The sequence below is a fragment of the Collimonas rhizosphaerae genome, assembly GCF_038896935.1.
Taxonomy (GTDB): domain Bacteria; phylum Pseudomonadota; class Gammaproteobacteria; order Burkholderiales; family Burkholderiaceae_D; genus Collimonas; species Collimonas rhizosphaerae.
Genome location: NZ_JBANDC010000004.1, coordinates 307,048 through 320,087 on the forward strand (window position 1 = coordinate 307,048; position 13,040 = coordinate 320,087).

The window sequence follows — 13,040 nt, forward strand, 5'->3', positions numbered from 1 at the left end:
TCGACCTAGAAGAATTTCTTCAAATCCATGCCGGCATACAGCGGGGCAACCTCGTTGTAGCCGTTGAACATCAGGGTCTTGCGCTTCTTGGTAAAGAAACCGTCTTCGCCGATGCGGCGCTCGGTGGCTTGCGACCAGCGCGGATGATCGACGTCCGGATTGACGTTGGAATAGAAACCGTATTCGCGCGCGGCGGCGATATTCCATGCCGTGCGCGGCTGCTCTTTCAGGAAACGGATCTTGACGATCGACTTGGCCGACTTGAAGCCGTACTTCCAGGGCAGCACCATGCGCACCGGCGCGCCACTCTGGTTCGGCAGCACCTGGCCGTACATGCCGAAACCCAGCAAGGCCAGCGGATGCATGGCTTCATCCATGCGCAAGCCTTCGATATACGGCCATTCCAGCACCGGCGCACGCAAGCCCGGCATCTGGCGGTTGTCGGCCAGCGTCGTGAATTCAACATACTTGGCGTTGCCGGTCGGCTCCACTTTCTTGATCAATGCAGACAGGGAATAGCCGATCCATGGAATCACCATCGACCAGCCCTCGACGCAGCGCAGGCGGTAGATGCGCTCTTCCAGCGGCGCCAGTTTCAGCAGGCTGTCGATATCCAGGGTCAGCGGCTTCTTGACCTCGCCCTCGATGGCAATGGTCCATGGCCGCGTTTTCAATGCCCCGGCATTTTCGGCAGGATCGGTTTTTTCGGTGCCGAACTCGTAGAAATTGTTATAGGTGGTGGCGTCCTTGAAAGGCGTCGCCTTGTCCATCACCACATACGCAGGATTGGCCTTTGCCGCCAGTTTCTGGGCGCCGCTGGCCTGGGCCCAGGCGTCGCCCGTCGACAATTCCAGCAAACCGCCCGCGCCCGCCGCGCCTACGGCAAGTTGCCGCATGAAGCTGCGGCGCGATTCAAATACTTCGCGTGGCGTGATTTCTGAAGAAAACGGGAGATCGATTCCGTTGGGGCGACGATAAAGCGGCATATGCATCTCCGGCAAATTTGTTGAGGCTAACGATGTTTAGTCAGGCCAGCCGACGATTCCTTACAAGGGCAAGCCGAAAATCTGCCGGCACGATTTACCCGGCGATATTGATATGCTCGTGCAGCTCCGCCAGCCGGGAAATCACTTTGGCCTGTTTCGGCAGTTCCGCATCGACCTGCTCCGCCTGCAAGGCGAACACCTGCATGCCGGCGGCAATGCCCGCTTGCACGCCCGGCAGGCTATCCTCGACCACCGCGCAGCGGGCAGGCTCGGCGCCCATGGTCCTGGCGGCATGCAGGAACAAGTCCGGCGCAGGCTTCCAGGATCCGACTTCGTAGGCGCTGAAGATGCGCCCTTCGAAATAGGACCACAGGCCGGTGACGCTGAGCGACACCTTGATCTGGTGCAAAGGGCCGTTGGAGGCCATGCAAAACGGCACTTTCAGCGATTGCACCAGTTCCAGCGCGCCTTCGATCGGCTGCAGGCGCTGCTGCAGCACCGGCGCGATGCGGTCGCGCAAGACCTTGGTGAAATCGGCCGGCAGCGAACGGCCGAACATCTGCTCCAGCTCGGCCACGCAATCCGCCATCCGCCCGCCTTTGAAGCGCGCCAGGGCAACTTCGGCCGACAGCTGCATGCCCAGCTCGTCCAGGTAATCCACCATCACATCGGTGGCCACCGTTTCACTGTCGACCAGCGTACCGTCACAATCAAAAATCACTAAATCTACAGCCATGTTTTCCGACTTCGCCATCTGATCACAATTCCCCGTACGAATGCAGGCCGGACAGGAACATGTTCACGCCGAGGAAAGCAAAAGTCGTCACCAGCAAGCCGATCAGCGCCCACCATGCCGCAACCTGGCCGCGCAATCCCTTCATCAGGCGCATGTGCAGCCAGGCCGCATAGTTGAGCCAGACGATCAGCGCCCAGGTTTCCTTCGGGTCCCACGACCAGTAGCCACCCCAGGCTTCTGCCGCCCACAGGGCGCCGAGAATGGTGGCGATGGTAAAGAAGGTGAAGCCGACCGCGATCGCCTTGTACATCACATCGTCCAGCACTTCCAGCGCCGGCAGGCGGTCCGCCAGGTAGCCATGCGATTTCAGCAGGTACGCCACCGCCACCATCGCCGACAAGGCAAACGTGCCGTAGCCGATGAAGTTGGCCGGCACATGGATTTTCATCCACCAGCTCTGCAGCGCCGGCACCAGCGGCTGGATTTCCGCGGCGTCGCGCGACACCATGTACCACAGCAGGAAACCTACCGCGGCCGAGATCACCAGCAGCACGAAAGCGCCCAGCTGGCGGGTGCGGTAGTGCTGTTCGTAGTACAGGTAAAACAGGGCGGTGATCAGGCTGAACAGCACGAACACTTCATACAGGTTGGAAATCGGGATATGGCCGATATCGGCGCCGATCAGGTAGGACTCGTACCAGCGCACCAGCATGCCGGTAAAACCCATCACCACCGCGGCCCAGCAAAGCTTGGAGCCGATCGATGCGCCAAAGCCGGAGCGCGTGATCAGGCCGCCCCAGAAAAACAGGGTCGAGAGGAAAAACAGCGTGCTCATCCACAGGATCGCCGACTGGCTGGAGAGCATGTATTTCAGGAAAAAATTCTGGTTGGCCATGTCCAGCACGCCGCCATACATGGCGATGGCCGACAGCGACAACACCGCCAGCAAGGCCATCAGCCAGCGCACCGATTTCCAGTGCCAGCCGAGCCAGGCGAACGTTGGCGCGGCCAGCAGCAACACGCCTTTTTCGTAGTAGTCCATATGGCTGCCGTAGCGGTTCAGGGCGAACAGCGAAGCTGCCACCAGCGCGACGGCAAACAGCCAGTCGACCACCGACAGCCGCTTGATAAAACTGCCGGGAGGGGAATACGTTTGCGTCAATTCCATCATTTTCTCCATGTCGTCCCGCCATGGCGCCGGAGGCGCAACGGGACTTTACTCTATGCCTGCCTATGCTTCCGACTGCTTTAATTGTGTTTTCAACACTTCAAATTCTTTTTCAAAATCCAGCGTCTTGCGCTGCGAACTCATCGCCATCAATGCATGCGACTGCCCTGCCGCATCCTGGTCGGGACGGATCCATACCCACAGCCTGCGTTCACGCACGTACAACATCGAGAACACGCCCAGCACCAGCAGCAGGCAGCCCAGGTATACCACCTTCTTGCCCGGCGAGCGGGTGACCTGGAACACCGATGCCTTGATCTCGTCAAAACCGGTCATTTGCAGATATACAGGCGCATTATAGAAGCTTGCATCCGACAGCGCATTGGTGGCCAGCTGCAGGAAGCGCGCATGCTTTTCATCGGCCGGCAGTTCTTTCAATCCATCTTTCTCCCGCGCAACTTGCCACAGGTCCCACATGCTGCCGTTGAGGATCTTCATGAAGATGTCGGCGGCCTTTTCCTGTTCCTGCGGCGGCACCTGTTCCAGGAACCTGGATATCGCCAGGTAGCCGGCCTGTCCGCCGGCCTGCTTGTCGCTGCCGGCGAACAAGGACAAGCCGCGCATGGCCGACTGCTCCAGCTGCACGCGCAGGGTGGCGATGCCCTCGCGGCTTTCGGGAATCGCGCGCTGCGCGTAACGATGCGCCGCCGCCTGGCGCAATTCGGGATTCAGCAGCGCCGCCCGCATGCGCATCCACTCTTGCACGGTATCCTCGTCATCGGCGGGAATCCGCAAATAGCGGAACGGCTCGTCCGGCGTGTCGCGCACCCCGGCCAGGAACACGTAGGCATCGTCGACCTTGATCGGCTGCATGTAATTGCTGAACTCGCGCGCCTGTCCGGTCTTGTCGCGCAGCTTGTATTGCACGCTCGGGCCGACATTCCTCAAATCCTTCTTGTTGGCGCTTTTCGCCGCGTTGCCCAGGTGGCTGCTCAAATCGTCGCTCAGGCGCTGGTTGAGGCTCTTGGATTTGGTCACGGCGCGCAAATCGTCACCCGACTGCGCCATATTTTCCACGTTAAACGGACGGAAACCAGACCACTCAATCGTATAGTCGGTATTACCGTTATTGGCTAAGGGCGTGCTGCCGTTGACCTCGCCGCTCACCGGGAAGGTGGCCTGGCTGCTGCCGGCCATCGGGTACGCAGTCAATTTGAGCTTGCTGCCGCCGTCCTCGAAACTCGACTGGTAGACCGCGATGCCCTTGTAGATCAAGGGCTGGTTGACCTTGATGGTGGCTGGGAAAGTATGGCCGTCGGCGTTATCCCGGATCACGACTTCGCTGGCGAACAGCTTGGGCATGCCGGTGCTGTAGAAATCGATGATGAATTTCTTGAGCTGGATCGTGAACGGCAGATCCTGGATCATCACGCCGTCTTTCTGCGGGATGATGGCGGTGCTGCTGGCGGAACCTTCGGGAATCAGCGTATTGCCGCGGAAGGTAGGATTGCCCAGCCCCAGGCGATGTTCTTCCGGGATCTGGGCGATGATGCCGCTGCCGTTGAACGGTGTTTTGCCGTATAGCCATTGCTGGGCGCGTATCGGCAGGTCGGAGTCCAGCAAACCGCCGATGCAGATGATCACGATCGCGCTATGGGCAAAGATGTAGCCCCATTTGTTGGCGGCGCCTTGCTTGGCGCTGATCAGGGTGGCGTTGTCTTTGGCCACCAGCTTGGTCTTGTAGCCCTTGGCGGCAATCCGCGCCGCCAGCTGCCCGGCCAGCACGGCCGGCGCCGTGGCCGAAGTCCATTCGGACTTGTGATGGAAATTGCGCAGTGATTGTTCCCGCACGTTTTCACGCCAGCTGCGCACGTCCTTCAACATCTTCGGCGCATTGCGCACGATGCACAGGGAAGTCGAAATCACCAGGAAAGTCATGATCAGCAGGAACCACCAGGACGAATACACCGCGTACAAACCCAGCTTGCCGAACACTTCAAACCAGAACGGGCCGAACTGGTTGACGTAGTTCGGCATCGGCTCGTTCTGCTTGAGCACCGTGCCGATCACCGAGGCGATCGCGATGATCGTCAGCAAGCTGATGGCAAACCGCATCGACGACAACAATTCCACCGCGTCAGCCAGCCAGCGCCGGCTGGTCTTCAGCTGGATTCCCGCAGTAGTTATCTCGTCAACCTTGATTTCGTTACCAGTGCTCATAGCCAATTTGTCTCTTTGAAAAGAAAAAGGGGCGGCCTAGGCCACCCCTGAATTCACAAACCATTGTTATTGTTTTATCTCAATCCAGCGATGTAGTCTGCGACAGCCTTGATTTCATCATCCGACATGCGCTTGGCTATCGTCGCCATCATCGGGCCGTTCTTGCGGGTGCCATTGCGGAAGTTGGTCAGCTCGGTCACAGTGTAGTCCTGGTGCTGGCCGCCGACGCGCGGGAACTGGGCCGGGATGCCGGCGCCGTTCGGGCTGTGGCAGCCGGCGCAGGCCGGAACGCTCTTTTCGGCGATCCCGCCGCGATAAATCTTCTTGCCCAGTTCCAGCGTATCCTTGTCCTTGGCGGCGCCCGGCTTGGCCGGCTGCGCATCCAGGTAGGCTGCGATGTTTTTCATTTCATCGTCGGTCAGCACTTTGGCCAGCGGCGACATGATCGGATTGTTCCGGTCCGCGCCCTGGAAATTCGTCAATTGCTTGTGGATGTATGCCGCATGCTGGCCGCCCAGCTTCGGGTTGGTGCTGATGGTCGAGGCCCCCGCTGCGCCATGGCAAGAGACGCAGGCGGTGATGTTGCGCGCTGCGTCGCCATTGGTATACAGTGCTTCGCCCTTGGCTGGATCCGCTTTGGCAGGCCCTGCTTTTGGCGCATCCGCTGCATGGGCAACGGAGGAAAGCGCGAGCACTGCAACGAAGAAAGATGTCACTACTGGAAAAAACGCACGGTTCATTCAAACACCCTGAGACTTGATTTTAGAATTCGGTGGCGACGAAGCTGGCCGGCTAAGCTACATCAACTGATCGCCTGGCTCCCAAAGGCTATCAGCTGCGTATAAGGTAATGCTAAGCGGAACAGCAGTACATAACCCCTTATTGTACAATAGCTTTCCGGCATTTTTGCCTCCCCTTACCGCATTTTCTGCTCAATCCATGTCCCTACTTTGGCAAGCCCGCTTCTTTACTACGGTCAATCATCTTCGAGACTTGCCAACTTTGCAAGTCCCCGAGATCGCTTTCGCCGGCCGCTCCAATGCCGGCAAATCGACCGCCATCAATCTTTTGTGCAATCAGAAGAAGCTGGCCTTTGCATCTAAAACACCTGGCCGTACCCAGCACATCAACTATTTTTCGATAGGCGGCGCCCACGTCGCACAGCATCGCAAGGATGAAACCAGGATCGATGAGATCCGCGCCTTGCTGGTCGACCTGCCCGGTTACGGTTATGCGGAAGTGTCCGGTTCGGCCAAGCTGCACTGGCAGCAATTGCTCGGCGACTATGTGCGCCGCCGCCAGCAGCTGGCGGCGCTGGTGCTGATCGTCGACTCGCGCCGGCCGTTCACTGAACTCGATGTGCAAATGGTGGAATGGTTTGCGCCTACCGGCAAGCCGATTCATTGCATCTTGAGCAAATCCGACAAGCTCAACCGCAACGATGCTACCAACGCGTTGCGCCAGGCCCGCACTTTCCTGGCCAGCTACGTCGATGAAAACAACCAGCAATTGCCGTTTACCGCACAGCTGTTTTCAGCGCTGAACCGCAACGGGCTGGAAGAAGCCAATGATCGTATCCTGGAATTGGCCGGCCTGACTGGCGCCGCCGGCGAAGTGCCTGACGCAGCCGCAGCTGGCGACGGCGAAGAAGAAGTTTAGTCACTGCGCTAAACATAAAAAAGCCCTGGAGAAAGGGGAATATCTCCAGGGCGCAATGCCTTATCACCAAAAGCGATACGGCCCCGCTCAGGGAGGGAAGCGGGAGGCGAATGATGCACCTATTGCTAGGAGAAGGACTGACCCGAAAAAGTTCACGACTTTTTTATTTTTTCGGCGAAAATATTAGCGGAGCAATCGCAAGGTTACTTCCCACCCACCCGACACCTCAAAAACCGACATGCCATATTCTCAGAAAACCGCCCAGTTTCCAGCCATCCGCATGCGCCGCATGCGCAAAGATGCTTTTTCGCGCGCGATGATGCGAGAGAACACCATCACTACCGCCGATCTGATTTACCCGGTCTTCATACTGGATGGCAAGAACCAGCGCGAAAAAATCAATTCAATGCCGGGAGTTGAGCGTCTGTCAATTGATCAACTGCTAAATGTGGCGGAAGAATGCGTAGCGTTGGGAATTCCAGTCATAGCCTTATTCCCGGTCATCAATCCATCACTGAAAACCCCGGACGGCATCGAGGCCACCAATCCGCAAGGTTTGATTCCACGTGCGGTGCGTGAGCTGAAACAGCGTTTTCCTGAGCTTGGCATCCTGACCGACGTGGCCCTCGATCCCTACACCAGCCATGGCCAGGACGGCGTGCTGAATGCGGACGGTTACGTGCTCAACGACGAAACCTGCGCCATCCTGGTCAAGCAGGCGCTGACCCAGGCCGAGGCCGGGGTGGACATCGTGGCGCCGTCCGACATGATGGACGGCCGCATCGGCGCCATCCGCCATGCCTTGGAAACCCACCATCACATCCACACCCGCATCATGGCTTATTCGGCCAAGTACGCCTCGGCGTTTTACGGGCCGTTCCGCGATGCGGTCGGTTCTTCCGCCACGCTCGGCAAGAGCAACAAGAATACCTACCAGATGGACCCGGCCAACAGCAACGAGGCTTTGCATGAAGTCGCGCTGGACCTGGCCGAAGGCGCCGACATGGTGATGGTCAAGCCAGGCATGCCTTACCTGGATATCGTGCGCCGTGTGAAAGACGAATTCAAGGTGCCGACCTTTGCCTACCAGGTCAGCGGCGAGTACGCGATGATCAAGGCTGCCGCCCAAAACGGCTGGCTCGACCATGACAAGACCATGATGGAAGCCATGATGGCGTTCAAGCGCGCCGGCGCCGACGGCGTGCTGACGTATTTTGCGCTGGATATCGCCCGTCACTTGAAAAAAGGCTAAGCGCCCGCTGCAGAAAAAGAGCCGTGCCGGATCGGCAAAAACGGCCTCGCCTCCAACGAACACACCGCCGACGTTACCCTTGGCAACGTCGGCGAACATGCCTTAAAAGTCCGCATATCAGCTTGAAACCCCTTCTTTTTGCATCCAGGCCACAGTAATTAAAAGTTCATGCATTTAGGTTTGACTGCATAGACGATAATAATTATCATTCACCTCTCTATTCCCGGTCAGCCATTCTTCTCAAACCCGACTACGTCGCGCTGCGAGCAAGACCAGCCAGCACCAGCACTCCCCCACCCGCAAAGAAATATAACAATGACCTCGCTCAAGAGTCCTCACCATCTTATCGTCCGCCGCTGTTCCGCAGCGGTCGCATTGGCTTTCCTGAGCCTGCCTGGGCTGGCCCAAACCGCTGCCGCTCCGATCACCGCCGACGATGCCAGCACTTCGACGCTGGAATCGATCCAGGTCAGCGCCGATTGGCTCGGCAGCGGCCTGCAAAACAGCGTGAAACGTTTTCCGGGGGCGCGCACCGTGGTCAAGAAAGAAGAAATCGAAAATAGCGGCGCGTCCAACATCGGCGATGTGATGCGCCGCATCCCGGGCGTGCAGTCGACCGACAATTCCGGCACCGCCGGCAGCGCGATCTCGCTCAATATCGGCGTGCGCGGACTGACCGGACGTTATTCGCCGCGCTCTACCGTGCTGCTGGACGGCATCCCGATGGCGGTGGCGCCATATGGCCAGCCGCAGCTGTCGTTTGCGCCGGTCAGCCTGAACAACATCGAAGCAATCGACGTCGTGCGCGGCGGCGGCGCGGTGCGCTACGGTCCGCAAAACGTCGGCGGCATCATCAATTTCAAGACACGCTCGATTCCGGCCGAGCCTGGTTTCAACGGCGACGCCAGCGTGCGCTACAACGGCTATAGCGGCGGCGAAACGAACAAGCAATACAGTGCATTCATCGGCAGCCAGCTCGGTACTGACCTCGACCCCGGCCTGGCGCTGCTGTACTCCGGCTCCGACGGCTCCAGCTGGCGCGCCGGCAGCCGGGAAACGGTCAACGACTTTGCGCTGAAATTCCGTTACCAGCTGACTCCGGGCTCGGAACTCTACGGCAAGGTATCGTATTACGACGTCAACTCGCGTACGCCCGGCGGCCTGACCGTGGCGCAATATAATGCCGATCCTTTCCAGAACACGCGCCCTACCGATTTCTGGAGCGGCACGCGCAAAGGCATCGATGCCGGCTACCTCAACACGCTGTCGGCCACCCAGGAATTCGAAGTCCGCACTTACTACAACGAAAGCTTCCGCCAGAGCGTATTGATCTCGGGCGCCAACCTGATCCACCAGCCGCGCAATTACGAGGTGCTGGGCATCGAACCGCGCTACACGCAGCGTTTCGATCTGGGCCAGACCACCAACGATGTCTCGGTCGGCTACCGTTATATCCGCGAGCGCGGCGACGACAACAGCTTCAATGAGTCCATCGCCAGTGGATTGCTGGCGCCGCAGACCACCTTCAACAACGCCACCGATGCCCATGCCGCCTATATCGACGACAAGATTTCGTTTGGCGCATGGCGCGTCACGCCGGGCGTGCGTTTCGAGCATATCAACTCTACCCGCGACGACCTGAAGGCGCGCAGCACCTACCAGACCACCAACAACAAGGCCCTGCCGTCGCTCAATATCGCCTACCTGCTGACGCCGGACCTGACCTTGTTCACCAACTACACTACCTCGTTCGGGCCGGTGCAGAACCTGCAGCTGAATTCGCAGTCCGCGGCCAATCCGCTGATCCCGGAACTGGCAAAAACGGTGGAAGCCGGCGCCCGCTGGAAAAGCCGCCGGCTGTCGGCCGAGGTGACGCTATTTGACATGCGCTTCGATAACCAGATCCAGCAGGTTGCAGGGACAGTGCCGGCAACCTTCATGAATATCGGCAAAACCAGGCACCAGGGTATTGAAACCGCAGTTGACTACACCTTCGACAAGGACGGCAAATTGGCGGGCTTGAATCTGTTCGCCAACTACAGCTACACCCGCGCGCTGCAGGAATCGGGACCGACCCGCGGCCTGGACGTGCCGTTCTATTCGCGCAATACCGATACCGTCGGCTTGCGCTACCAGCACGGTCCGTGGGGCCTCAACCTGTCGAGCACGCATCAAAGCAAGCAGTTCGCCGACAATGCCAATACCATCGCCGAAAGCGCGGACGGCAGCAACGGCGAGATCCCCGGTTTCCGCACCTGGAATACCCAGGTCGACTGGAAGGTGCCGGGCGCCAAAGGCTTCGACATCCTGGCCGGCGTCAACAACCTGGCCGACAAACGTTATTACACCCGCAACGTCGACGGCAACGCCGGACGCATGGTCGGCGTGCCGCGCATGGTGTATGTGCAAGGACGCTATACGTTCTAAACAGTTGCCATACAGCGGCTTTTGCCACACGCAGCGAAAAAAATGGAAGCCCGGTCCCGGCTTCCATTTTTTGTTCGAGGAAACCCTCCTCCTGCATTGCCCGGGCTTTCGGTTACCATGCAAAGCAACAACATCGATCGCGGCAAGCGACAGGAGACAAAGATGCAAGAGAAAGTGATTACCCTGGCCACGCCGGTATTCTTTTTATTGATATTCATCGAGCTGGCCGTCGGCCTGCTGCGTCGGCGCAATACCTACCGCCTCAACGATGCGATCAACAGCATCAGCCTGGGTGTCCTGAGCCAGGTTTCCGGCGTGTTCATGCAAGTGCTGCGCATCGGCATCTACGCCTGGCTGGCCAGCCACATCGGTCTGTTCAAGCTGCCGGCCGACAGCCTGTGGGTATGGCTGTCCGGCTTGCTGCTCTACGACCTGTGCTACTACTGGCTGCATCGCTGCGGCCATGAAGTCAACGTCTTGTGGGCAGCCCACGTGGTGCACCATCAAAGCGAAGACTACAATCTGTCGACCGCGCTGCGCCAGACCAGCAGCGGCCCGTTCCTGAGCTGGATCTTTTATGTGCCGATGGCGCTGCTGGGCTATCCGGTCGAAGTGTTTGCCGCCGTGGCGCTGATCGACCTGCTTTACCAGTTCTGGGTGCATACGCAACAGATAGGCCGGCTGGGATGGCTGGACCGGGTGCTGGTGACGCCTTCCAACCACCGCGTGCACCATGGCGTCAATGATATCTACCTGGACAAGAATTACGGTGGCATCCTGATCCTGTGGGATCGCCTGTTCGGCACCTTCATCGAAGAACGCGACCAGGATCCCGTGGTGTACGGCACCCGCAGTCCCCTGCGCAGCTGGAACCCGATCTGGGCCAATTTCGAAGTCTATAAAGTCTTGTGGCTGGACGCCTGGCGCGCGCAGCGGCTGGGCGACAAGCTGCGGGTCTGGCTGAAGGCGCCGGGCTGGCGTCCGGCAGATGTTGCGGCAAAATGGCCGGCCGCGCCTTTCGATATCGCCCGGCCGCTGTATCATCCGCAGCTTAGTCGTGCCGCACAAGTCTACTGCCTGGTGCAATTCACCATCGTGCTGCTGGTCACCACGCATTTCCTGGCGGCCCAGGCCGTCATGTCGTGGCCGCCGGGGCTGGTTTACGCTGCCTGGCTGGCGGCAGGATTATGGATAGTCGGCGGCCTGATGGAGATGCGGCCATACTACATCGCGCTGGAAGCATTGCGCCTGGCCGCGACCGGCGCCGGCGTAGTGATCGGCAAGGTCTGGTTTGGTGCGGTATCCTTGTCACCGCTGGTCCAAGGCGGCATCATCGCCGTATCGCTGCTCTCGATGATCGCCCTCTGGCTTATATTTAAACGCTTCTCGACAATGCATGGACATCTTTCTCATCAGTGACAACCAGGTCAGCCAAAGCAAGGAAATACCAGATACCGTACCGGTCAAAGGTTTCCTGTGGATCGACGCCACCCACGAGGAAGTAGGCGCCGATCCTGAAGCCTGGCGCAACGCCATCGCGCTTGCCACCGGCGTGCAGATCTACGATCCGCACATGACGGATACGCTCAATCCGAACCACCCTTCGTATTTCGATTCGACCCAGGATTACGGCATGGTGGTGTTTCGCAAGCTCATGCTGAATGGCAACGGCAATCTTCGCACGACTGAAAACGGCGTCCCGATCGCCGTCGACAAGATTGCTGCGCCGCCAGCCGCGGCTGCCGACAGCGAAGCCGGCAAGCGCCGGATTCCCGCAGCCTTGAGCAAGCTGGCGACGCAGCCGGTGACTTTCCTGATCATGGACCATGCGCTGGTTACCGTTCACGAACGCGCCAGCCGCACCATCGATGCGGCGCGCGCGCGTTTGCTCGACCTTTGCAACAAGACTGAAAAGACGCCGCACTCGACGCGTCCGCCGACCTCTCCGGAAGATCTGCTGCTGCGCCTGATCAACGCCATGGTCGACCAATACCTGGACCTGCGCCAGCCGCTGACCACGCAACTGGACCGCTGGCAGCGCGCGCTGCTCGATCCGCGCCGGCCGTTCAAGGACTGGATGGCGCTGCTGGATGCGCGGATCGAATTGCGCAAGCTGGAAAACCTGTGTGAAGAGCAGCACGACGCCATGCAGGAATTGCGCGATTATTTCGTCGACATCGATGACGGCGTCGAAATCAGCCGCGCCAAGGACTTGCTGCTGGTGCGCATCAACGATGTGATGGAACACATTACGCGAGTGCTGAACCACGCGCGGCGGCTGGAGTCGTCGATCGAATCGGCGGTGCAGATCCATTTTTCCGCGGTCGCCCACCGTACCAATGAAATCATGCGCACGCTGACCGTCATCACCGCATTGTTCATGCCGCTGACCCTGATCACAGGGATCTTTGGCATGAATTTCGAAGTCATGCCTCTGCTCAAAAATGCATTCGGCTTCTGGCTGACAATGGGCAGCATGGCGCTGATTATCGTCGTCATGCTGGTATTCTTCCAGCGCCGCCGCTACCTGGAGAGCCAGGCGCTGGACCGGCGCTGAGAAGCCGCCTCCCGCAATAAAAAGCCCCGTTCTCG

At 59.2% G+C, this 13,040-nt stretch carries 10 protein-coding genes; 5 read left to right on the forward strand and 5 right to left on the reverse strand.

What is annotated here, in order from left to right; translation table 11 throughout:
* Nucleotides 1-5 precede the first annotated feature (5 nt).
* The 5 genes from msrP to V8G57_RS07755 all read right to left on the reverse strand — a co-directional run bounded on the left by msrP (nt 6) and on the right by V8G57_RS07755 (nt 5,850).
* On the reverse strand, nt 6-986 hold the full coding sequence (gene msrP, locus V8G57_RS07735; RefSeq protein ID WP_342828880.1) for a protein-methionine-sulfoxide reductase catalytic subunit MsrP: 981 nt from the start codon (nt 984-986) through the stop codon (nt 6-8).
* 94 nt (nt 987-1,080) lie between these two features.
* The gene (locus V8G57_RS07740) at nt 1,081-1,722 is read right to left on the reverse strand and encodes an HAD family hydrolase (RefSeq protein ID WP_342828881.1); all 642 of its coding nucleotides are present in this window, start codon (nt 1,720-1,722) and stop codon (nt 1,081-1,083) included.
* Nucleotides 1,723-1,744: 22 nt separating this feature from the next.
* Nucleotides 1,745-2,890, reverse strand: a complete 1,146-nt coding sequence (gene ccsB, locus V8G57_RS07745; RefSeq protein ID WP_342828882.1) for a c-type cytochrome biogenesis protein CcsB — start codon at nt 2,888-2,890, stop codon at nt 1,745-1,747.
* 63 nt (nt 2,891-2,953) lie between these two features.
* Nucleotides 2,954-5,110: a cytochrome c biogenesis protein ResB gene (locus tag V8G57_RS07750; protein ID WP_342828884.1), complete on the reverse strand. Its 2,157-nt coding sequence runs from the start codon at nt 5,108-5,110 to the stop codon at nt 2,954-2,956.
* A gap of 74 nt (nt 5,111-5,184) precedes the next feature.
* The gene (locus V8G57_RS07755; protein WP_092394456.1) at nt 5,185-5,850 is read right to left on the reverse strand and encodes a c-type cytochrome; all 666 of its coding nucleotides are present in this window, start codon (nt 5,848-5,850) and stop codon (nt 5,185-5,187) included.
* Between the two features lie 199 nt (nt 5,851-6,049).
* Between V8G57_RS07755 and yihA the strand changes: the two genes are divergently transcribed.
* The 5 genes from yihA to V8G57_RS07780 all read left to right on the forward strand — a co-directional run bounded on the left by yihA (nt 6,050) and on the right by V8G57_RS07780 (nt 13,005).
* Nucleotides 6,050-6,769, forward strand: a complete 720-nt coding sequence (gene yihA / locus V8G57_RS07760; RefSeq protein WP_092394453.1) for a ribosome biogenesis GTP-binding protein YihA/YsxC — start codon at nt 6,050-6,052, stop codon at nt 6,767-6,769.
* 238 nt (nt 6,770-7,007) lie between these two features.
* Nucleotides 7,008-8,021: a porphobilinogen synthase gene (gene hemB, locus V8G57_RS07765; RefSeq protein WP_092394450.1), complete on the forward strand. Its 1,014-nt coding sequence runs from the start codon at nt 7,008-7,010 to the stop codon at nt 8,019-8,021.
* A 315-nt stretch (nt 8,022-8,336) separates the two neighbouring features.
* A complete protein-coding gene (locus V8G57_RS07770; RefSeq protein ID WP_342828886.1) occupies nt 8,337-10,448 on the forward strand; it encodes a TonB-dependent receptor family protein in 2,112 nt (703 codons plus the stop codon).
* A gap of 162 nt (nt 10,449-10,610) precedes the next feature.
* Nucleotides 10,611-11,867: a sterol desaturase family protein gene (locus V8G57_RS07775; protein WP_342828887.1), complete on the forward strand. Its 1,257-nt coding sequence runs from the start codon at nt 10,611-10,613 to the stop codon at nt 11,865-11,867.
* Nucleotides 11,845-13,005 (forward strand): magnesium transporter CorA family protein, encoded by a 1,161-nt coding sequence (locus tag V8G57_RS07780; protein ID WP_342828888.1) that lies wholly within the window; start codon nt 11,845-11,847, stop codon nt 13,003-13,005. The genes V8G57_RS07775 and V8G57_RS07780 overlap by 23 nt, the downstream gene beginning before the upstream one ends.
* The last annotated feature ends 35 nt before the right edge of the window (nt 13,006-13,040 follow it).

Excerpts from the sequence above, each read along its gene's own strand:
- V8G57_RS07755 (WP_092394456.1), bottom strand. The coding sequence starts at position 5,850 with ATGAACCGTGCGTTTTTTCCAGTAGTGACATCTTTCTTCGTTGCAGTG.
- V8G57_RS07750 (WP_342828884.1), bottom strand. The coding sequence starts at position 5,110 with ATGAGCACTGGTAACGAAATCAAGGTTGACGAGATAACTACTGCGGGA.
- V8G57_RS07775 (WP_342828887.1), top strand. The coding sequence starts at position 10,611 with ATGCAAGAGAAAGTGATTACCCTGGCCACGCCGGTATTCTTTTTATTG.
- V8G57_RS07780 (WP_342828888.1), top strand. The coding sequence starts at position 11,845 with ATGGACATCTTTCTCATCAGTGACAACCAGGTCAGCCAAAGCAAGGAA.
- hemB (WP_092394450.1), top strand. The coding sequence starts at position 7,008 with ATGCCATATTCTCAGAAAACCGCCCAGTTTCCAGCCATCCGCATGCGC.
- V8G57_RS07770 (WP_342828886.1), top strand. The coding sequence starts at position 8,337 with ATGACCTCGCTCAAGAGTCCTCACCATCTTATCGTCCGCCGCTGTTCC.
- msrP (WP_342828880.1), bottom strand. The coding sequence starts at position 986 with ATGCCGCTTTATCGTCGCCCCAACGGAATCGATCTCCCGTTTTCTTCA.
- ccsB (WP_342828882.1), bottom strand. The coding sequence starts at position 2,890 with ATGGAATTGACGCAAACGTATTCCCCTCCCGGCAGTTTTATCAAGCGG.
- yihA (WP_092394453.1), top strand. The coding sequence starts at position 6,050 with ATGTCCCTACTTTGGCAAGCCCGCTTCTTTACTACGGTCAATCATCTT.
- V8G57_RS07740 (WP_342828881.1), bottom strand. The coding sequence starts at position 1,722 with ATGGCTGTAGATTTAGTGATTTTTGATTGTGACGGTACGCTGGTCGAC.